The organism is Hymenobacter sp. HSC-4F20, from assembly GCF_019599275.1.
Lineage (GTDB): Bacteria > Bacteroidota > Bacteroidia > Cytophagales > Hymenobacteraceae > Hymenobacter.
The window spans coordinates 1,502,921-1,524,040 of sequence record NZ_JAHZTD010000001.1 but is presented as its reverse complement, the minus strand read 5'-3'; the positions used below and the strand labels follow the sequence as shown (position 1 = coordinate 1,524,040).

At 50.8% G+C, this 21,120-nt stretch carries 17 protein-coding genes; 13 read left to right on the top strand and 4 right to left on the bottom strand.

All coding sequences use genetic code 11. The features are described 5' to 3' along the window. Positions 1-23 precede the first annotated feature (23 nt). From K3G63_RS06640 to K3G63_RS06580, 13 genes are all read left to right on the top strand, one after another. Complete coding sequence (locus K3G63_RS06640) at positions 24-3,491, top strand: phage tail tape measure protein (RefSeq protein WP_220613270.1); 3,468 nt, start codon at positions 24-26, stop codon at positions 3,489-3,491. Between the two features lie 167 nt (positions 3,492-3,658). Then, positions 3,659-7,063, top strand: coding sequence for a hypothetical protein (locus tag K3G63_RS06635; RefSeq protein WP_220613269.1), 3,405 nt, complete (start codon positions 3,659-3,661; stop codon positions 7,061-7,063). A 68-nt stretch (positions 7,064-7,131) separates the two neighbouring features. Continuing rightward, the gene (locus K3G63_RS06630) at positions 7,132-10,443 is read left to right on the top strand and encodes a hypothetical protein (RefSeq protein ID WP_220613268.1); all 3,312 of its coding nucleotides are present in this window, start codon (positions 7,132-7,134) and stop codon (positions 10,441-10,443) included. Positions 10,444-10,465: 22 nt separating this feature from the next. Further along, positions 10,466-13,060, top strand: a complete 2,595-nt coding sequence (locus K3G63_RS06625) for a hypothetical protein (protein ID WP_220613267.1) — start codon at positions 10,466-10,468, stop codon at positions 13,058-13,060. Then, positions 13,060-13,932 (top strand): hypothetical protein, encoded by an 873-nt coding sequence (locus K3G63_RS06620; protein ID WP_220613266.1) that lies wholly within the window; start codon positions 13,060-13,062, stop codon positions 13,930-13,932. The genes K3G63_RS06625 and K3G63_RS06620 overlap by 1 nt, the downstream gene beginning before the upstream one ends. A 33-nt stretch (positions 13,933-13,965) precedes the next feature. After that, on the top strand, positions 13,966-14,397 hold the full coding sequence (locus tag K3G63_RS06615) for a hypothetical protein (protein WP_220613265.1): 432 nt from the start codon (positions 13,966-13,968) through the stop codon (positions 14,395-14,397). After that, on the top strand, positions 14,397-14,726 hold the full coding sequence (locus K3G63_RS06610; protein WP_220613264.1) for a hypothetical protein: 330 nt from the start codon (positions 14,397-14,399) through the stop codon (positions 14,724-14,726). The genes K3G63_RS06615 and K3G63_RS06610 overlap by 1 nt, the downstream gene beginning before the upstream one ends. Before the next feature lie 8 nt (positions 14,727-14,734). Further along, positions 14,735-15,184: a hypothetical protein gene (locus K3G63_RS06605; protein WP_220613263.1), complete on the top strand. Its 450-nt coding sequence runs from the start codon at positions 14,735-14,737 to the stop codon at positions 15,182-15,184. Between the two features lie 34 nt (positions 15,185-15,218). Continuing rightward, entirely contained in the window at positions 15,219-15,905 is a 687-nt protein-coding gene (locus tag K3G63_RS06600; protein WP_220613262.1) for a glycosyl hydrolase 108 family protein, read from the top strand. Positions 15,906-15,927: 22 nt separating this feature from the next. Then, complete coding sequence (locus tag K3G63_RS06595; RefSeq protein WP_220613261.1) at positions 15,928-16,149, top strand: hypothetical protein; 222 nt, start codon at positions 15,928-15,930, stop codon at positions 16,147-16,149. Continuing rightward, positions 16,149-16,556, top strand: coding sequence for a hypothetical protein (locus K3G63_RS06590; protein WP_220613260.1), 408 nt, complete (start codon positions 16,149-16,151; stop codon positions 16,554-16,556). The genes K3G63_RS06595 and K3G63_RS06590 overlap by 1 nt, the downstream gene beginning before the upstream one ends. Positions 16,557-16,629: 73 nt before the next feature. Next, positions 16,630-16,932, top strand: a complete 303-nt coding sequence (locus tag K3G63_RS06585; RefSeq protein WP_220613259.1) for a type II toxin-antitoxin system HigB family toxin — start codon at positions 16,630-16,632, stop codon at positions 16,930-16,932. Positions 16,933-16,995: 63 nt separating this feature from the next. Next, on the top strand, positions 16,996-17,370 hold the full coding sequence (locus tag K3G63_RS06580) for a helix-turn-helix domain-containing protein (protein ID WP_220613258.1): 375 nt from the start codon (positions 16,996-16,998) through the stop codon (positions 17,368-17,370). A gap of 224 nt (positions 17,371-17,594) precedes the next feature. Here K3G63_RS06580 and K3G63_RS06575 read toward each other — a convergent pair whose 3' ends face one another. The 4 genes from K3G63_RS06575 to K3G63_RS06560 form a co-directional block, all read right to left on the bottom strand. Continuing rightward, complete coding sequence (locus K3G63_RS06575) at positions 17,595-18,632, bottom strand: hypothetical protein (protein WP_220613257.1); 1,038 nt, start codon at positions 18,630-18,632, stop codon at positions 17,595-17,597. A gap of 11 nt (positions 18,633-18,643) precedes the next feature. Further along, complete coding sequence (locus K3G63_RS06570; RefSeq protein ID WP_220613256.1) at positions 18,644-20,152, bottom strand: phage integrase SAM-like domain-containing protein; 1,509 nt, start codon at positions 20,150-20,152, stop codon at positions 18,644-18,646. Between the two features lie 296 nt (positions 20,153-20,448). Continuing rightward, positions 20,449-20,832 carry a hypothetical protein gene (locus tag K3G63_RS06565; protein WP_220613255.1) on the bottom strand — a complete coding sequence of 128 codons (384 nt, stop codon included), beginning with the start codon at positions 20,830-20,832 and terminating at the stop codon, positions 20,449-20,451. 95 nt (positions 20,833-20,927) lie between these two features. After that, positions 20,928-21,104: a DUF2256 domain-containing protein gene (locus K3G63_RS06560; protein WP_220613254.1), complete on the bottom strand. Its 177-nt coding sequence runs from the start codon at positions 21,102-21,104 to the stop codon at positions 20,928-20,930. Positions 21,105-21,120: the final 16 nt, after the last annotated feature.

The following is a 21,120-nucleotide window of genomic DNA, read 5'->3' as shown; positions in this document are numbered from 1 at the left end:
ATATTCAGGGACTACAGCAAGGGTTGCGCACCGCTACCCAGGCCATCCAGAGCTTCACCAATCAGGGTGGGCAAGCTCTTCAAAACTTCGCCAGCAGAGCGCAGGCCGCAGGCCAGCAGGCGGGACAAAAACTAGCCCAGGGGTTTGCTGGAGCCAATATTTCCCTGACTGCCGCCTTCGCCTCCTTCGACGCGAAGCAAAAAGTTTGGGAAGCTGGTTTTGGACGCTTGGGCGGCGTTTTTAAGTCCGTAGGGGAAGATTTCTCGAAGTACGTGAGCCTACCCATCGCGGCCGGTTTCGCTCTATCCGCCAAGTCCGCCATTGAGTTTGAATCAGCCTTCGCTGGCGTTAAGAAGACCCTGAACACGACGGGCCTGGACGCACAGCAAACGGAAGCTGAATACGCCCGGCTTAGCGATGGTATTCGCCAGATGTCGCGGGAGATACCCGCTGCCGCGACGGAAATAGCCAAGGTGTCTGAGTCAGCCGGGCAGCTCGGCATCAAGCGCGAAGCAATTCTTGGGTTTACCCGCGTCATGATTGATTTGGGTAACAGTACCAACCTGAGTGCTGACCAGGCGGCTACTTCCTTGGCCCGACTGGCGAACATTACCCAGCTACCCCAGAATCAATTCCAGAACCTAGGCTCCGCTATTGTTGCTCTCGGCAACAACTTCGCCACCACTGAGGCGGAAATCACCGAGATGGGCCTACGCCTTGCGGGTGCCGGTAAGCAAGTTGGCCTGACGGAAGCCGACATTCTGGGCTTCTCTACGGCCCTTAGCTCAGTGGGCATCCAGGCCGAAGCCGGTGGTACGGCCTTCTCTACTGTGCTGAAGAAAATTCAGGTAGCTGTAGAAACTGGTGGCAAAGACCTGCAAGGTTTCGCCCGCGTGGCAGGTCAATCCAGCCAGGAGTTCAAGACCAGCTTCCAAAAGAACGCTGGACAAGCTGTCGTCAGCTTTATCGAAGGTCTGGGCCGAATTAAGGCGGCTGGCGGCTCCACTATCCAAATGTTGGGAGAGCTGGATTTGGGCAACATCCGCACCTCGGATAGCCTTTTGCGTCTTGCCAACGCGGGTGATTTGACCCGACGTGCCGTAGAACTTTCCGGCCAGGCATTCCAGGAAAATTCGGCGCTGAGCAAAGAAGCGGGCCAACGCTACGAAACCACGGCCAGTCAGATTCAGGTTGCCAAAAACCGCCTGAACGACCTGGGAATTACCATCGGTAACCTCCTGCTGCCTGCTATCAAGAGCATGTCCAGCCTGATTGGCGGGGCCTCGGATGCTCTGAACAACATGTCCCCGGCTGCGGCCCAGACAACATTGGTGGTAGCTGGTTTAGTGGCTGCCGTAGGGCCACTGGCACTGGGTATTGGAGCCGTAATTTCTCTGCTTCCGACGCTTGCCGCTGGCTTCACAGCTCTGGGTACTGCGGTAACCTTTGCTACTGGTCCAATTGGGCTGGCTATTGCCGGTGCTGCGGCCCTGGCAGGTGGAATCTACTATCTGTCTCAGGCCAACGAACGGGCCAAATCCAGCTTTGAGCAACAGGCTAAGGCCAATTCGACCCTCAGCGGCTCCGTTAGTCCGCTGCTGGACCGCTATGACCAGCTGGCTACCAAAACCAAGCTCAGTGCGCAGGAACAAGAGGAATTAGCCTCTATCATCAAAAAAGTTGATGCGGCGGTACCGGGAGTTGTTAACCGCCTAGACGAGTACGGCAATGCTATCGGTATCAGTACCGACAAAACCCGCAACTTCATTGTGGCGCAACAGGAATTGGCAAAAGCCAAAGCTAGCTCGGCTATTGGTGGAGCCAAAGCTGACCTTGCCAAGTATGGAGCTGAGCTGGATGCCCTCCAGCGTAAAGTAGCCGAATTCAACCGCACGGGTAATGTTACCGAGACCCTAGGGGGTGCAGCCGGTGGTATCACTCGTCAGGTGGCACTCTCCAGCAAACAGATAAACGAGCTGAAGGAAAAGCTGGCAGAGGCTAACCTGAAGTATATAGAGCAAGAGCAGTACGTTGCCCAGCTCAATGCTACCCTGGGTATTCTACCCCGAACTTTCCAGACAATCTATTCGGAGCAACAGAATCTGGAAAAGGCCCTAACTAGTCCTTTCCTCAAGGGTATTGATGCGGCCAATGGGTTCAATAAGGCAGTAGCCGGAAGTAAGACCAAGGTTGACATTACGCCAGTTATTGAGCCTCAGACTCTGGCTAAACTAAGAGAAGACCTGAAGGCAGCTACCGAACGCCGTGATAACGCCACCCTGGGCAGCAAAGAATTTACCGGGGCGCAGGCCGAAGTAAAACGTCTACAGGAGCTAATCAGCAAATATGAGGATGCCGGTAAGGCCGCGAAGAAAGCAGCCAGCGAAATCACCAAGGCATTTGAGGACGTTCGTAAGAAACTGTCCGGGGTTGATACGCAAGTAAAGCTGGGTATTACTGCGGAAGGCATGGAATCTACGAGCCAGAAAATCAAGATTCTGGAGGATGGTTTAAAGCGTCTATCGGAGCTTGGTGTAGGCAGTGCTAACAGAAGCCTCCAGCAGCTCAATACGCAGCTCCTGACGCTACAACAGTCCCTCACCAAGGGTATTGACCCAATCACGGTCATGGTAACGCCAGAGGTTAAAATTGAACGTACTCTGGGAGACAAGCTGGGCAAGGACATCGCATCCATCATTGGCCCAGAGCTTGCTAACCGTCCGCTAACGTTGCCGGTGACCTTGCCGGTGGCTGGTCAGGACAAAGCGCAGGCTCTCTTGAATACGACCCTGGAGCTGGATGCAGCTATGAGAACGGCGCGGGGGAATTCTCTAGCGTTCGGGGCAAGTTTCGACTATACCGGGGCCAGAATTGGAGCACTTCAGACAGGAATTCAGTCTCTACTAGCCGCCGGTTTCTCACCGCTTTCGATAGAGGTGCAGAACCTAGTCAGCAGCTTCAATCAGCTCTCGACTGTCCAGACTACCCTAGACAATTTCAACTCAGCCTTGAGCAGCACACTCGTTACCGGGATGCAGGACATTGCTTCTGGATTTGGGGAAGCTATCGGTCAAATCCTGTCTGGAGCATCAGGCTTCGAAGCACTACCAGCCATTGTGCTAGGAGCTATTGGAAACCTGGCAGTACAGGTAGGCCAGTTAGCCATTGGTACTGGTCTGGCAGTGGCTGGTATCAAAGCCGCACTGACCAGCCTCAATCCAGCACTGGCGATTGCCGGTGGTATTGCCCTAGTAGCGTTAGGTACTGCCGTAAAGGGAGCTGCCTCGCGCATTGGCAACAGTGGAGGCTCGGCATCTGGTGTGAGCAACTACAGCGGTGGCAGGTATACTTCTCCCGACCAATCAGCCGCCGCCAAGGCCAAGCCAGTGAGTATCGAAGTAACCTTCAAGCCCAGCGTGACGGAAATCGAAGGTAACAAGCTGCGAATTATAAATGAGGTCAATAGTTACCGCCTACGCAACTACCGGTAGAGAGTATTTACCCCTATATGAGTAGAACATTATTGCGTAGAACCTGTACGGCAAAAACAGGCTATTTTCAGTACGAAGAGACCTATTACGATACCGCCAAACGAGAAGCCGGGGAATCGCCATTCGAGCGAGTAGGGAGCAATGGCCCTACCTGTTCTACCTTCTACTTGGATGAAAATACTGCGGTAGATTCCTACTGTACCATCGTGAACGGCGATGGCAAAAAGCGGACGGTGTACGGCAACGGCACCAATCCGGATGGTAATCTGGTTCGCTACGTGGACGAAGATTCCACGGATTGTTCTGGCCTCTCAGACCTGCGCATTGTCTCCCAGTTCGCCACCAATACCAGTGGCCTGGAAGCGCAGGATGGCAAGATTACTATCAGCGTAGAAAGCTCCGTGCCTCCTCTGTCCGTCTACCTAGTTGGTGGAGGCAACAAGAGTGTTAACGCCACCTTCGCCACCTTTGAATTCAGTGGCCTGCGGAAAGGAACCTACGCGGCCTACGTGCAGGATGGTAATAATAACCGCGTGAATGGCAACCCCCTCACCATCGAGGCTGGGGCAACTATTGGCTCAGGGGAACCAGGGGATAATGTTGCCACAAAAACGCTTTGGGCCAAGTACCACTACGTCCATAATCCGCAAACGGGAGGTGGGCGCGGTTTTCTCAGTGGTATTGCCTGGAACAAGAGCACCAAGCAAGGGTACACAGTAGACAAGAATCAGCTTACTTATCCTGACTTCTACCAGTACACGCCACAGCACAACATCGGGGATGTCGTACGCTATACCCGCAAGGGGGAGCCGTATTCGGCCTACTTCAAGGCGCAGGTGCTCATGGCGGGCTACATGTACCAGGACAATAACCGCAAACTGCCCTACCCGGACCAAAACGGCGAAGACAAAGGATTCTGGAAGCGTATTCCGCTGACGGAACGCTACTTTGAGGCCAATCGGAAGGACTATGTAAAGGATAGCAAGGGTAACAATATCCTCAAGGACTACGGCGTGGTACAAGAGGGGGAGGTAGTTCAGTGGGGCTACGACTGCTTCTACAAAGCCCGTAGTTATTTCGAGTCCCGCAACTTCCCCGGTAATCTGTTACCCAAGCCGACCTACAAGAAGAGCAACCAGTACTGGGAGCTGCTGCCGGATTATTCTGCTGTGTACTACGTGATTCCGGAATCGGAGCCGATTGATGAATATTTCATCGGCACTATCTACCGGCGTGTCTATTTCCATCTGCAAAACCCCGACTTGCCCTGGAGTGAGGAGAACAGTGACCGGTTCTACTTCGTGGATGTGGATACCAAGCAGGAAGCGGCGGCTGGTGACCTCAGAATTATCGACATCATCAAAAACGACATCGATGAGCAGGACGCGGAAAATGGCAGCGTCTGGATACTGGCGGATAGCCCCTCCTTGCCGCTACGGTTCCACTTGCAGCAGTCGGTTCGAGCTGGTTACCAGCAAGACAATGTCACCGGTCAGTATGAGAATCTTCCGGCTGGTAGCTACAAAGTCGATGTCTACGATGCCCAGAACCGACATGTGGTAGCCGAGTTCGACATTAAGGACGAATACCGTCCCCGCTGGCGGCTGCTTTATGACGACGTTGCCGGAACCAAGCTGGAAACCAGAATCTACGAACGAGGCTGGACAGGCACCACGACGGATGTTGTCGGCGCGGGTGACCCCGTAGTGCTGAGCTGGGATTCCGGTAGTAGCAAAGCGGGTGTCATGCCCGAATCTGTCGGGGCTACGCTAGAATTTTCTCTCTGGACTCAGGTGGCCCAGCAATTCGTTGATACTATCCTTCAGGACGACAGAAACCACCGCGTAGACCATTACCGCAACGACAGCCTACAGTTCCGGGGTTACATCGATGCCACCAGCTACGAGGAAAAAATGCTAGGGGCTGGGCAGTCTGTTTCGCTTATCGCAACCGATGGCCTGGGGTCATTGAGGGAAACTTTTTTTCTCAATCACAACCGGGAGCAGCAGGTAGGCCGCACTAATTTCCTGTCTACGATTCTCTCCTGCCTGTCCAGGACGGATGTCAACATGAAGCTGATTTGTGGTCTCAATCTTCGGGATAGATTGATGGCGGCAGATGGTGACCCGTTGGAGCTAGCCTACGGGCAGCGCACGGCCTATAACAAGAAGCAGGACGCGGTTATCCAGGATGAGGATACTATCGATTGTCGCACGGTGATGGACGCGATTTTACGCAATTTCAATGCGTTTCTCTACCAAAAAAACGGTTGCTGGCATATTGTGGGTCTCAACGAGGCAATGGATGAGTATCAGTTTCGTACATGGTCGCCAGCCGGGGTGAAGTTGACGAATTTAGGTTCTAGCCTGGAGCCACTGCGAATCCTGAAGCATACTGCTGCCACAGCCAATAATGAGTTGTTCTGGATTAACGCTAATCAGACTCGTACCACGATAGCCGCTGGTTCCATTGTAACTGCTGTTGTAGCTCAGCAGCTCGAAGAAAACCTGCTGAAGAACGGCAACTTCGCCCTGTTCCTGGATAAGCGCCCGTTGCATTGGACCCTGAACGGTGGGCTGGTTACCGCAGAAGGCAAGGGAGAGAAAGCAGGGGAGAAGGCCGTGAAATTCAGCCGCTACATGGATACCGTGCAGAATGGCAGCTACCTACTTAGCTCACCGGTACCGCACCTGACCGGCGACGATGAGGAATGGATGCGTATTGTACTCAAGGCCAAACTGGAGAATACAGATGACCTGCTAGGTAACACCGAAGTAACCGCGAAGCTCCTAGTGCAACTAGTCACGGATGGTCAGCCTTTTGGTAACCCCTATGAGTACGAAATCAACTCAAAAGACAACTGGAAGGAGTTTAAGCAGGATGTTTTCGGTGTGCCCGGCACCCAAGTACGGCTCCGAATTCTTTCTCCTGTGGCCCTGTCCGGCAACTCACAGCTCCTGGTAGCCTCAGCGGCTCTGAAGATTCAACCAGCGGCCCAGGAATGGGCCGACACGGCGGAACGGACGGTAGTCAATACCAACCGCCAGACTGGTATCGGGCTGGAAGATGTGGAGCTGTTTCATTCAGATATTCCCCGGCTTCCTGGTGCTGATTCCGTAGAACTGGAGCCAGTGAAGATGGCTGTGTATGCGTGGCGTCACGGGGTAAGTCTGGCGGATTATACCGCCACTAGTGGCTGGAAACGCCCTGGCTACCCAACCTACACACCACTGCTGGAAACCGCCGCCCAGGACCGGATGCTTCTCAGAGCTACAGCCACCGATGAAATCACGGGTGAAGTATCGGGACCAGGATTCGACCAGCTCAGCGTTGGCACCATGTTGGACTTGCCTGCTGATAACGTGGATGGCCGCTTCATGGTCATTAGTTGTTACAAACATGAACGCGAACGGATAGCCAGCATCACGCTCCGAAAATTAGCGCCGGGCAGCTATGGTCAGGAGCAAATGCTGACGCCGGAAACTGCCCGGATTGCCAATAAGAATGGCCGTAAGAATTACCGTATTGTACTGCTGAACGGGGTGAAACATTACCGCGTTATCGGGCGCTAATCAATCCCCAGACTATTTACTATGACTACCCAGAATAACCTCGCTATGCGCAAAGAATACGATACTACATGCCTGAACCACTGCTAGAAAGTTACATTAAGGACTTACCTGAAGAACGAAACACTAATAATCTATACCCTACCTATCTGGAGGTAGAAGATAGCACGGGGGCTACTCCCGTGAACAAAAAGGTTGGTTTCGGTACGCTGGTAAACGCTATTACGAAAGCATTACCTGGGGCCAACGATAGCAAGACGCTTTATAAGTCAGCCCGGCTGTATGACCGGAACGTGCCGGGTGGTAACGCCACAGATGAAACTCTATTGGACTTGAATCCGGACTTCCTGGCTCTTGGCGCTATCTGCTACGTGGAGTTTCCCCAACCCAGCCGAGAATACCGCTTGGTTTATTCCGAGACTGGTCCGCTAAGCGTTTGGATTGATGGCAGCTTCAGTGACGTCAAGGTGCTGGCAAAATGGGTAGAACGTAATTCACTGGAGGAGAAAAACGCCGGTATCCAGGACTTTATTCCGTTTGCCAGCAAGTACGCGGATGGTGAAGTAGTGAAGTTCTATCTGTCAGGTACCCTACGGCTATTCGCTGCCAAGCAAGAGCTGGTGAAGTCCAACTTCCCAGATAACCTAATTCCGGAGCCTACGGGCCTGAGCACCGATACCCACTGGGAAGAAGTAAATGGAGTTAGTCTGACAACGCTCAGAACATGGCTGAAGGGTGCCTATAAGGTTGATGAGGTAGTTGTTTTTAATGGTCAGCTATTCCGGGCCAAACGTGCCTTCGCCAGCACCATAGCACCCGCTGCCGGTACTGATTGGGAGCTGCTGACCAGTGGGGGAGCCGGGGTGGCCTACGATGATTCGGAGCTACGCACCCGAATAGACCAGGTGGAGCAAGATGCGGCTGACTTGCTTGATAACATCGAAACCGCGAAATCAGACCTGAATGCCCGGATTGACGCCCTGGTAACCGCCGCTACTCCCTGGCAGGCGGGTAACTACGTGCAAGGTGAGTTCGTGACCAACGGTGGTAACGTCTTTGTCGCCAAGCAAGATATAGCCAACAGTACGGTAGCGCCGACTGCCACGAACGTATACTGGTTGCAGGTGAATGGAACCGGCTCTGGTAGCGGCACCAGCTACGATGACACCGAACTACGCTCTCTTATCAATCAAAAGGTAGATAAGGTGACTGGTAAAGGTCTCAGCACGAACGACTACACCAATCCGGAAAAGACCAAGCTTGCCGGACTTCAGAACTATGATGACACTGCGCTGAAGAACCGTGTGACAGCGGTTGAAGCTGGTAAAGTAGACAAGGTTACTGGTAAAGGGCTGTCCAGCGAGGATTACACCAGCGCAGAGAAGGCTAAGCTAGCTGGATTGCAGAACTACACTCTACAGCCAGATTCCGTAGCTGAGAACATTCTTGCCCCGGATGTACGGAGCAAGCTTAACGCAGTCTCTTCAGGTGGCGTTAGCTATGACGACACGGCACTTGTGGCGCGAGTGTCGGAAGTAGAAAGTGACCTCGTAGACGCAGAAAATGCGATTCTCGACCTCGAAACCGAAATAGAGCGGCGGGTGCTGAAAGTCGTGGGCAAGCAGCTCACGGACCAGAACTATACGCTAGAGGAGAAGCAAAAACTAGCTGGACTGAGCAACAATCCCAGCCTCTTCAAGGGGGCCTACGATGCAACGAAAGAGTATGCCCAGGGTGAGTTCGTAGTAGAGCGAAACAGCCTGTACATGTCGCTATCTGATGGTAACATAGGCTACGACGTGGACTTTCCCGATGGGGATGGTACAAAGTGGTGGCAAGCCGTTATCAAGCAGAATTCGGATGAAATTGGGGTAGCCTATGCCCTCCTATATCCAGATGGTCAGAACATTGTTCTGGAAACCGATAAGGCAGTCTATTCGGTGCCCATACCAGCAAGCTATGATGATACGAGCCTAACCAGCCGGGTAGTGGATGTGGAGCTGGGCAAGGTAGATAAGGTCCCAGGGAAAGGGCTATCCACAGAAGACTTTACAAGTGCGGAGAAAACCAAACTAGCAGGCTTGCAGAACGCCACAAGCTACGATGATAGTATCCTGAAGGGCAGGGTTACCAATGTAGAAACCCGAGTAGCTAGCGTTGAAAACATGCTGCCCGCCAAGGTGGATAAGGTTTCGGGCAAACAACTCTCAACCGAAGATTTTACCACCGCCGAGAAAACCAAACTGGCAGGCTTACAGAATGCTGCTGCCTACGACGATACCGCCCTGAAAGGCAGAGTAAGCAGCGTGGAAACCAGCGTAGCCACAAAGGTAGACAGGGTGAGTGGTAAGCAGCTCTCTACTGAAGATTTTACATCCGCTGAGAAGACGAAGCTGGCGAGCTTAATTCAAGGTCTAACCGAGGAAACGCTGCCTCAGGCATTCGTCAATATTCAGGATTCTGCCAGCCAGCTCTTTCCCGTGGTGAACGGCAACGGCAAGCTACTGCTCTATCTGACCAATGACGTCGTAAAGTCCTGGCACATCGCCAACGGGCACGTTGCCCTGGATAAGCTCTCGCCCCAGGTGCTGGAACTGCTCCAGAAGCCTACTGGGGATACTATTGCTGGGGTTAGTCTTAATGGGACGACCCTCACTATCAGCACCGACAGAGGTACTATGGCGGTTGATTTGAGCAGCTTGGCTGGTAATGGTTCCGGTAGTGGTAGCGTAGCCCCCGCACTAGTAGAATTTATGGGTACGCTGGATTCTACCTTCAGCGGGGTATTACCCTTTGGTACACAGAGAATCTTTTCTCTTCACACAGACCACGGGTATTCCTTGCATCCGCTTGATTACATTGCTGACTACCAAGCTTCACCTCCCTCTTTTACAATTACCAATACGGCTGAATTAGTAATCGGCGATAGATATTGGGGATGGGTTCTGATGACTGGAACTGCGCAGGATGAAGTACCGGAAAATTATTATCGGATTGGCGATACCTGGGAGGACAACACTCCGAATGCATGGGTATACCCCGGCACAGATTGGGTAATCTTTTCAGGTAGTGATTATAATGGTGGAGGATGCCACTACTTGAATCCGGGTATAGCTGGAGAAGCTTACTTAAACCAACCCGTGAGGGGGAATGCTTTACGCATTAGCAACGGCTCCAATACGGCTCCGCGAAATACTCTTTTCTATATCCGCACCTGGACAAGCAGTAGTACGGGGCAATGGACGCTGGCAGGGTCGGCAGTTAACATGGGGGAATCTACCATCCCATTACCTAGTGCAAGCACTTACTATGAGGTAAAGGCTGCCAATAACGCGAATACGCCAACTGAATATACTGTGATAGATAAAATAACAGTCATATAGTTGATGATTTAGGAAAAAACTAATGCCGAAAAATATTAAATACACAGATAATCAGGCTATTGATGCAGCAGGAAATCAACTCAAGCAAGCTGCTGGAAATGTTCAAGTTCGGTTCGATTCGGACCTAAATGAGTTCGAACTTTTAGCGCCAGTCGGCGAGACCATTCAGGATATGTCCCTCAATGGCACCAGCCTGCAAGTAAGAACCAATCAGACAACGCGAAGCGTAAACCTGGCCGCACTCGTAGGGCAGGATACTCGCATTGTGGACCTGTATCTAGCGGGTAAGCAGCTTCAGGTAGATACACAAGTGGGCAATTTTAGCGTCGATTTAGGCTCGCTAGTGCCTGCTTCTGTTCCAGCTCCAGTTGCGGTGCAGAGCCTGTCCGCCCCGGGCGGCTACCTGCTGGCAACCCTCACCGATGGCTCTCAGGTAGAAATCGACATGTCTGATTTCATGCAGTTTCTGCTCAGCTTGGCGCAGGAGGCTATCCAGATAAATTCCTTCACCCGCAGCGGCAACGTGCTGACCATTAACACGAATGCAAAAGGGAATCAGTCGGTCGACTTATCGGATTTGGCAGGCGGTGGCGGGACAGCTACGACAGATGCCTCCCTGCTCACCAGTGGCACCCTTGCCGATGCCCGGCTGAGCTTGAACGTCCCGCTGAAGAATGCCAATAATACCTACACCGGGCTGATGACGGTGCAGAACGACATTCTCATGAAAGGAGTGGGCAACTACGCTCAGGTCGGCGACAGTGCGACGGTCTACTTCGGCGATACCAACCACGGCTTCCGGGGCACGGCGGGCGGGGGCGTGCAAATCTTTTCCTGGCGGGTACCCCATGCCATTACCGTGCGTCAGGTCACCGGGCAGATTGGCTTTGGCTTGCCCTACGACCAGATTGAGTATACCGCCCAGGTGCAGGTTAACTCCACCACGAAAGGTTCGCTGCTAGCTCCTCGTATGAGCGAGGCGCAACGCTTGGCTATCTGGTCTCCAGCGCAAGGCTTGCAGGTCTATCAGACCGACGGCACGGAAGGACTCTACGTGTTCACCAACTCGGCGGGCTGGTCCCTGATTGGCGGGGTTGTCGGAGGTGGTGGCGGGGAAGTAACCAAGGACTATGTGGATGCGGCGGATACAGTGCTACAGGACCGTGTCTCGGATGCTGCAATTCACTCCGTGACCTTTTCCGGCGATATTCTCAGCGTTAACACGAATGCCACTTCGTACCCAGTAGACCTATCCAGTTTACGTTTGACTGGGGGCAGCAGCTACGATGATACAGTGCTCAGAAGTCGGGTATCGGCGGTTGAGGGCGATAAAGTGGACAAGGAGGATGGCAAAGGTCTCAGCCAGGAAGATTTCACCACTGCCTACCGCGCTAAGCTGGATTCACTCCAAAATAGCCCTAGTGGTGGCACTACCTATGACAACACCGCTCTCCAGGCCCGAGTTGGTGCAGTGGAAGATGGTAAGGTAGATAAAGTGACTGGTAAGCAGTTGTCTACTGAAGACTATACGAGTACAGAGAAAACCAAGCTGGCAAGTCTGAAGAACTACAGTGAAGGTACCGGTATCAGCATCTCAGCAGGTGGTGTTATCAGCGCCACGGGTGGTGGTTCAATGGGAACCGGCTATGATGATACCGCTATCAAGTCGCGAGTTACGGCTGTGGAGACTGCTGTAGTAACGAAAGTGGAGCAGGTTCCGGGCAAGCAGCTCACGGACGTAAATTTCTCCCAGGCCGACAAAGCCAAACTGGATAGCTTACAGAATAGCACCGCCACCAGCTACGATGATACGGCGCTACAGGCTCGTGTTACCGGTGTGGAGAATGGCAAAGTGGATAAGGTTGCGGGCAAGGGGTTGACGGACGTGAACTTTACCCAGGCTGACAAAGCCAAGCTGGATTCTCTTCAGAATACCACGGATGGCGCTACCTATGACGATACCAACCTGCGAAACCGCGTCACAGCAGTCGAAAACGGGAAACTCAGCAATGCCCCAAGAACTGTAACCGGTGCTCACATTGCGCAGGACACGATTAGCACCGACAATTTCACGGACCATTGTATCACCGAAACGCAATTAGCCTTTCAGGCCGTAGGTACCACCGCGTTAAAGGATAGCAGCGTAACCGGCGCGAAGCTCACCAGCAACAGCGTGAGCACGGCCAAGGTGCAGGACCAAGCGATTACTACCGCGAAGATTGCCAACGAGACGGTGCAATGGTACCAACTCGCGCACTGGGCAGTCGTGGAGGACAAAATCAAGGACGACAACGTTACCCTCCTGAAACTAAGCCCTGAGGTTCGGGCAATGTTGGCGGCAGTTAACACTAAGCAAATTGAATTCAATTACTGTCCTGGGTCCAACCTGATTGAATTCGTAGTAGGGCCAAATCAGGCCGCGAATTATACCAGCTTCCAGTACCAGAATATCAGTGTTATCAAAATCGAACAATATACGGTGAACGGGCTGCTGGTAATCTATGATGGAACACCGCCTGGTATTCCAGCTTTGAATCTTCAAACGAACATGCGGTTGAAGATTACAATATCCCAGAACGATTCTGGGGCCTTCTCCTTTGTTAACTTCTCTTCTTAATGGGTAGAATTATTACTTCCTACTACGCCAGTTCACCCGCTACCTCAATACCTCCTGTTATTATTAACCCAATCGAAGCAAACAGAACTACAGGCTGGTACGACCTCTCCTCACTACGTACCAGCGGAGGTCGGGTGGATAGCTGGGTTGACCGGCTAGGTAAAGGCCCGGCGCTACTGCGGGAGAGTACCAGCCGCAATCGCAGACGAACGAATCCCGATGGTTCGGTTCTGATTGGCCCCAATTCGGATACCCGAAATGCTGACCCTGGCGACGGTCCCATGCAGGTGACCGAAGGTAAACTCATAGACGCCGAAACCAACGACATCACCATGTTCTTCGTGTTCCAGACGTTTTTCTTCCGGGACAACCCACAGTGGACGCTAACGAACAATTCTGTGGGAGGCTTCTTGAGTTTTCTCAGATTCAACTCGCGGCTCTACCAGAGTCCGAAGTATGCGGGTGTGGATACGGTAACTGAGTACCGCGTAGGCATCCTGAACGGCACCTTTGGCTTGATTGGATTTGACAAGACGACTCAGACCAAACCATACGCCGGACGTGGTGGGCGTAACTGGGTCAACCCGACCAACAAGTTTCAGGATAAGGCAGTGATGGCCGTGCGAATTAAGAAGACCTTCAGTGGCTTAACAGACCTGACGATAAGCTTTAATGGAGTTCGTCAGCAGAACGTTTTTGCCACCGCTAAGACAGACATGTATGAGCCTCATAACGCGGCTGGGTTTATTCTGGGAAGCAGTGATGGATTTATGGTCTCGATGTACGAAATGGCTTATTTCAATCATTTCGTAGATGATACGAACATGACAGCGATTGAGAACTTTCTTAAGCAGAAACATTCAATTGCGTAATTCCTAGAGTATTTATTCTATAGGTTATAATTAATGTTCACTTTATTCTTGCAAGCGCCAATTACTCAAGAACTACAACACCATGTATTTGATTGGTGGAAAATATTAACACCTGTCATTGCTACTGTCGTAGGAGGGGTAGTAATGCTTGTTATTAATCACTACCGTGAAAGCAGCAAACAGTACGATAATCGCATCAAGACGTTAGAATCGCAAGGTATTAACCATGAGAACAGATTTACAAAGTTTCAACTAGAACGAGAACACTTAGTGGATAAGTTTGAGTCGAGGCTGCAAAGCTCAGAGTCTAAACTGAGTAAAGTAGACAGGTTAAGTGATGACGTGAATAGACTAACCAATGATGTAGTTAGGCTTAGTAATGATATTCTTAATTATGGCAAGACAATCGAAAAAATGGATGCCAAATTTGATGAAATAATAAAAGAGATTTGGAGTAAGAAATAATGCAATTTGCCTGGTTTAAAGAAATAACGCAGGACAAGAATGGGCACACGGTAGCCAAGGATTTATTCAAAGCTCTGGCGTTTTTCGCCGGTCTGGTCTACCTGTTTTTGATGGTGCCTGCTATCATTCTGCTAACCCCAACGCACATCGTACTTCCGCTGGAAATAGGGGTGACGCTCTTGGGTTCTGGCCTAAGCTTGGAAATCGTAAAAGAGGTAAAAGGATACTACCAGCGCAAAACAGCGGACTCCGAGAACAATGCTCTGGCTACCCCAGCCAGTGTGGAACCTCCAGCTACTAACCCCGAATTAATGCCGCAAGTACCCTAGTGAAATTCTTGTTTATCATCCTGCTACTAGTAACGGTAGGATGTACTCGTAACCCAGCTATAGAGCCTGTTTGCAGCACCGTAGCTTCTTTATCCCTGGACAATGTGACCCCAGATACCCTGCATGTCCTAAAGGGACCGAAAACAATCAATCTGGAGGGTAAGAAAATCAAGCTCAAGCGGGGTGCTACCCTCGTTATCCAGCAAGGCCAGACCAACACAGCAACCACCATCGGCAAGGCTAAGAATTCAACGCTAGCAGTAGGAGAAGGGGCTACGGCTACCGATAACACTAAAGCTGGACACAAGGCAAACGGTGGGGTAGCAGTAGGAGACAATAACGCGGCCACAGGTAGCCAGGAAGTTCGTGAAACAGGCTGGCCTTGGTATGTCTGGTCCGCTCTGGGCATAGGTATGCTCTATGGCTTGGTCCAGCTCAAAAAGTGGCTGGGCTTGTAGGGGAGGCCCCGACTATTTAGGGGAAACGTAATACGTGGCATCATTTATAGACTTCTATCCCATACTAGCCGCCAACGAAGGCGGATACCAGGCCGACCCTAACGACAAAGGTAATTTTGGCCCCCAGCCCTGGACCTACAAGGGCATTGCCGGTGGTTATCATTCGACGTGGTCTGGCTGGGACATTATCACTGCCTACCGTCAACAGTGGCTACGGCTTAGCAAGCCACTCCAGACGCGCAGGGACTGGCTTCAGTTCAGCAAACTGCTATCCGCCGACGCTCCTTTGCAAAAGCTGGTTCGGGACTTCTACGAAGCACTTTACTGGGACTCCTTGCACCTGGATTTGGTGGCAAATCAATCGATAGCTGAAATGATGGCTGACCACGGAGTTAACGCAGGCGTGGGGCGCGTAGGTTGGATGGCGCAGTGGGTGCTCCGAGTATCATTCGGACTACATGTTGACCTAGATGGTCAGATAGGCACTCAGACCCTCAAAGCTATTAACAACGTGAATCCAGCTACGTTTCACGCCCGGTTTGCAGACCTACGACGTGACTTCTACCGCTATCGGTGCGGAGAATACAAGCCTGAACCTCGGCACTTGGCACTACATGCCTTCTTCCGAACGAAGCTGAACCTGAAGACCAGCGTGAGTCAGAAGATTTACCTCAACACTTGGCTGCGCAGAGTTCAGGACATGTCATTCCGCGAAGCTTAATTCCTGACAGTATTTACCCTATATGAAATCTATTCTGACCAAATTCTTCCCTGACCATGATGCCAGTACCGCTGGCTTTATATCCGCCCTGCTGCTGGTAGCCGTGTTGACTACCTGCATTACCATCCATGATGCCCTCGCCCAAAGAGCCGACCTGTACGAAGTCGGGTTCATCGGACTCTGTGTGCTGCTGGCAGCGGCTACCTTTTACCTAGGCCGCAAGGATAAGCGCGTGGGCAAGTAATGTCCTGGTTGCTTGTATTGCTGCCTGTAGCCGTTATTATCGACGCCGTAGCCCAGGGCAAACTAAATCTAGTGACCCGCCAATGGGTGCCGCCCACGGCCCAGAAACAAGTGAATCTTCCCCTGCACTATATGTATCCTTGGCTCTATGTTCTACTGGTTGGAGCAGTATATGTAGCTACATGGAATATTGCGGTTCTACCAGTTGGGCTATTGTTGCGGCTTGTTCTATTCGACCCGGCGTTGAACTATGCCAAAGGAGATGAAATGTTCGCCGTAGGCAGTTCCGCCGCTACAGATAATCTCCTGAAGCTAGTCGCTGCCAAGCTTGGAGTGAAGCCGGAAACCATAAGCATGTTGTTGAGGTCTTTAGCCCTAATTATAATTATTTTGTTTTTGGTAATTTAATTTTGATTTTGGTAAACTTAGTATTATCTTTGACGTATCTACCAGTAGATGCCGTACCTAACCAGCTTACCAGATGCACATTATCACCAAGAAAGCTCTAACTGATTTCAGTGCAGCAAATGCCCAGGCAAAGGAGGAGCTGAGCATCTGGTATCAGCAGGTAAAGGCAGCCGACTGGAAGGACTTCAACGCGATTCGGGCGGACTTCCCTTCGTGTGATTATGTAGGCGACAATCGTTACATTTTCAATATCAAGGGTAATCACTACCGTCTGATAGCCATGATTTTCTTCGTCTCGAAGCAGGTGTTCATCCGGGGCATCTTCACTCACGCTCAGTACGACAAGCTCACCAAAAAGCATATAGTTACGCTGTAATACCGGCTTACAATACCTATAAGCCTCACCGCCCTTTCTCCTACCTTTTCCTACTAAAACGAAATGCAAACTCCGTCTTTCACTATCAGCAATGACCAAGAACATGCTGCCGCTGTGGAGCAGCTAATTCAATGGAACCAAGCCCCGGATGTAGCTGACCGTCTAGCTGAAATTCACGCTCTCGGAGAAGCCGTAGAAGCCTATGAGGAATCTCAGGGCTGGGTGCCAGAGCCGCCCCAAACAGTTCGGGGCATTCTGGAAGTTGAAATGTTCAAGCGCCGGATACGACAGCGGCAATTGGCCGAACTGTTGGGAGTAACCGAAACCCGCCTCTCAGAAGTAATGAACGGCAAACGGGAAATGAATATCGACTTTGCCCGGAAGCTACATACCAAGCTTCAGATTCCAGGTGACGTTATCTTGTCGCTTGCTGCCTAAAAGCTGGTATCTTTGGCCTGTGGTTGCTGCTTAGCAGCTTCCATTTTTGTGTTGGAAAAGCCGGTGCCTTAGGTGTCGGCTTTTTTGTTTTTGATTCTATTAAATTTGCGTTGTTCAGATTTAACAAGGTGTGGTCTGGACAAAGAGCTGCACCTATTGCAATAGAAAGCCCCAACTGAGAACCAGTTGGGGCTTTCTTGTCCACACAGCGTAAGGAGGAAAACTTATCTGCCATATTTTGCTTTCAAGAAATCAGATAAATAATCCGGGTATCTCCCTTCGAAATATTCGTATGCGAGAGGATTGCCAGTGAAAAAATGACTTACAAGGTCAATCCATGTTTCGATTTTAATTTTACCATCTATTCTGAATAATTTAATGGAATTAGACTTTATCTTGAAGCTATTTTTTTTATTATAGTTGATGTCGGAGTCAATTCTTTTGCAGTATTCATCAAAGGTGTAAAGGTGCATTGCTCCATCGAAATGAGTAAAGCAATTCATGTCTACGTTAAATTCAGAGTGAACGTATTTAGCAGGGAAATACACTTCGCCGTTTATCGTTATTGTTTCATCTATGCTCTTAAACTCTTCTGCATAAAATATTCTCTTCACGCCTTCAGAACTTTGCTCTGTATCCCACTTAATATCTAGAGAATAAGTGCTGTTAGCCAAGAGTTGTGCGTCAAGTTCGTCCATTTCAGGAGGTAACCTAAGCTTTACGATTTCGTCAGGAATGGTACATATATCTCTGCTAAACTTTGGGCCGTACCAGGTGTCATATTCTAGGGTCATCCTATCGTTGACATCCACTCGAACACGATTTAAGTCAACTGCTATCAGCAGTTTTAAATCAGGGTTGCTCAAGTGCCAGAACTTATCAATGAACCGTGGCGCATAACTATTCAATTCGTGTAGGCCACGTCTGAAATACGGATGAGCCATTAGCATGAATGTGTCCGAAATCAGATAGCCAGAAGCAAAAGGCTGTCTCTTGTAAGCTGTTGTAAGCTCGGAAAAGTCAAAAAGTCCGTCCTTGTCCCTAGATAGGTCAGGACACAAATGCGTGATAAGGTTCGGATATGTTGCTACAACTCCAGTTTTTTTTACATAGGAAAAATGCTCGTCACCCAGAGTGATTCCCTTTCTTATACATTCCTCTTTAAAAGCGGAAATGAACGCAGCGTTCTCCTGTAGCTCTTGCTTTTCTTCTTCAATTAAGTATTCATGATACCTGAGTAATCTTTCTTCTCTTTCGTTCATATCTACAATTATTAAAGGTTAAACACGGGAATCTTGGCAATTTCGGAGGAAAGACCGCTGGTCTTATTTGCATACTTCATCAGGGTGGCGACGTTGGTGTGCCCTGTCATGCCTACAAGCTTATTGATAGGTACCCCAGACTCGAAGCAGAGATTGATAAAGGTTCTCCGACCACTGTGACTTGTAATGAATTGATACTTAGGACCAGTTTCGGTAATAGTTTCGCTGCCCACATGTGAGGTTCTAACCACCTGATGCCTCATGCCTGGGATGTGCTTCAATACTTCCTTGATGATTTCATTGAAGTAGTAATCTTCCATCTGAGGTATCTGGTAGTCATAGCGGCTAAGTACATCCTGAACCATCTTCGTAACCGGAATTACCGTCTGAATCCGCTTCTTCCTGGTTTTGGTAGGAGTAAGGATGATATGCTCCTGTAGTTCACCTTTATCGTTCTTGACCGTCCTGATAAGAGGACGAAAGTTGTTGAAAGCGTCTGAGTACCGAATGCCAGTACCGCAGAGTAGAATCATGATGTCCTTGGCCCGCTGGTAACTTCTCTTAACCTTACCCTGGATACTATCGACGTCAAAGTTGAGTAGCGAAGCTAACTCGGCGGTTTCAAAGTAGATTACGTCGTCGGTACTCAGAGCCAGTTCAAACTTATATTTCTTGTAGCTCAGGTTTACCGGTACGTCACCCGCGAAGTAGTTGAGAATCGACTTGACCTTGGTGATATAGTTCTCAATACTGGAGTTACCAATGTTCTCTCGAATGCAGTGGTCTTGGAGGACGTACAAACAGGCTCTATCTACGTCTTGAATGCGTAGGTCAGGATTGAAACGGTTCAGCAAGTTGACAACAGCCGTGTAAGCCCGGACAGTAGCCTTGCTCAGTGTGCTTTTCTTCTCGTCCAGGTAGCGGTTTACGTAAGAAACTAGCAGGTCTGCTGAGGTCGGAGCAGCTTTAATATATCCTGATTCTACCATAACCTCAGTTAACTCCTGGGTCAGGTCCGGGATGGTCGCTTCCCGACTAGTTACGTCCCAGATTGCCGCTTTGGCGCGGGTTTGTTCACGCTGACGTTCTAGCTTCTGTTGTAGCTGCTGAAGTTCGTCCTCTAGCTCTCCTTCGCGTAGCCGTGATGCGATGGCTTTGCTTCCGGCTTCGTAATCAGCCTGGAGAACTTCTTGTCGTCGTCGCTTCTCTGTGGCTTCTCTATCGCTTTTTACCTGCTGATATTTAGCCTGCATGGTAATCTTGGTGACAGGCACCCCGCGTTGTTGTAGCGATTCAAAAGCCTGCATGAGGTCCGATTGAACCGTGTGAAGCAAGTCATTTATCTCTCTGGATTTGTCGCCGCTTACCCTACCGTTTTTCAAATCCTGGGGTAGAATCTGGTAGCCGGTGCTGATAACTAGTTCACATTTGCCCGCCGCGCCGTGGCGGAAGCGAACATTCAGCGGTTGCTCCAGAATGCGAGTGTTGACCTTGCGCAGGAAGACAGTAGTCGTAGCCATCAGGGAGTAGGATAGAGGGTATAGACAAAGGTAAGTCTGTACCACTATTGTTACCTACTCTGTACCACTCTAATCTTGTAACCCTCTTAAATGGCTCAAAAAAGACGTTTTACAATGATAGGTGTTTTGGTTGTGGAAAAGGGGGCGGCTCATGGTCGCCCTTTTTTTATGTATGTGCCTTATCGTTAGGATATACCTTGTTGAATGGCCATGAGTAGCCAGCGTAACGCAAAAAGCCACTCTACGCACTGTGCGTCGGGTGGCTTTTTGCGTTGCATGAAAGCACGGAAGCGGGATTATACCACTACGCGTAACTCCAGCGCTGAGGTGTGGGTGGTTTGGTTGTCTGGTGAAGCCGAGGTGAAAGCGCCCACCCGGCTCGGGCCGTATCCTAGGTTTATTTTTACCCACTCATCCCGCACCGGCAGTAGGCTGATTACCTCCTGCCGCAGGCTGTCCAACTCTTGGCGCAGGTTCTGCAAACGGACTCGAATTTCATCTTGCGATGGGTGGTGACTAACGGATGCATCGTCTACCTGGGCCGCCGGTTCCGCGTGGTGGGTAAGCGCCGTTGCCGCCACGTCAGCGCGTTGAAATTCCTTCTCCTTTTGAAGGTATAGCTGCACTTTATCGGCAAGGGGTTGCAGGGTAGGATCAAGGTAGGTGAGGTTGCTGGCCATGAGCTGAGGGAAAACAAAGGGATACAGGCCTCACAACGCAAGCTGGAGGGGAAAAGATGCGCCCGCTCTGGCAGGCATAAGTGAATAGGGGGCGCTTAAGAGGTTGCGGCGGAGCTAGGACGGTTGCGCTGGCACTTCTCCCCGCAGTATTTCACCTCGTCCCAGCAGGTGCGCCATTTCTTGCGGTACTCAAACGGCCGTCCGCAGGTAAGACAACTCTTAGTAGGTAAGTTGCCTTTGACCAAGCGCTTAGGTAAGGTAGTGGAAGTCATGAGGTAGCGAACAGGA

What these genes read in the sequence shown, in the direction of transcription:
- K3G63_RS06585 (WP_220613259.1), top strand. Translation starts at nt 16,630, where the DNA reads ATGCACATTATCACCAAGAAAGCTCTAACTGATTTCAGTGCAGCAAAT.
- K3G63_RS06610 (WP_220613264.1), top strand. Translation starts at nt 14,397, where the DNA reads ATGCAATTTGCCTGGTTTAAAGAAATAACGCAGGACAAGAATGGGCAC.
- K3G63_RS06630 (WP_220613268.1), top strand. Translation starts at nt 7,132, where the DNA reads ATGCCTGAACCACTGCTAGAAAGTTACATTAAGGACTTACCTGAAGAA.
- K3G63_RS06570 (WP_220613256.1), bottom strand. Translation starts at nt 20,152, where the DNA reads ATGGCTACGACTACTGTCTTCCTGCGCAAGGTCAACACTCGCATTCTG.
- K3G63_RS06625 (WP_220613267.1), top strand. Translation starts at nt 10,466, where the DNA reads ATGCCGAAAAATATTAAATACACAGATAATCAGGCTATTGATGCAGCA.
- K3G63_RS06565 (WP_220613255.1), bottom strand. Translation starts at nt 20,832, where the DNA reads ATGGCCAGCAACCTCACCTACCTTGATCCTACCCTGCAACCCCTTGCC.
- K3G63_RS06590 (WP_220613260.1), top strand. Translation starts at nt 16,149, where the DNA reads ATGTCCTGGTTGCTTGTATTGCTGCCTGTAGCCGTTATTATCGACGCC.
- K3G63_RS06575 (WP_220613257.1), bottom strand. Translation starts at nt 18,632, where the DNA reads ATGAACGAAAGAGAAGAAAGATTACTCAGGTATCATGAATACTTAATT.
- K3G63_RS06580 (WP_220613258.1), top strand. Translation starts at nt 16,996, where the DNA reads ATGCAAACTCCGTCTTTCACTATCAGCAATGACCAAGAACATGCTGCC.
- K3G63_RS06595 (WP_220613261.1), top strand. Translation starts at nt 15,928, where the DNA reads ATGAAATCTATTCTGACCAAATTCTTCCCTGACCATGATGCCAGTACC.
- K3G63_RS06615 (WP_220613265.1), top strand. Translation starts at nt 13,966, where the DNA reads ATGTTCACTTTATTCTTGCAAGCGCCAATTACTCAAGAACTACAACAC.
- K3G63_RS06620 (WP_220613266.1), top strand. Translation starts at nt 13,060, where the DNA reads ATGGGTAGAATTATTACTTCCTACTACGCCAGTTCACCCGCTACCTCA.
- K3G63_RS06560 (WP_220613254.1), bottom strand. Translation starts at nt 21,104, where the DNA reads ATGACTTCCACTACCTTACCTAAGCGCTTGGTCAAAGGCAACTTACCT.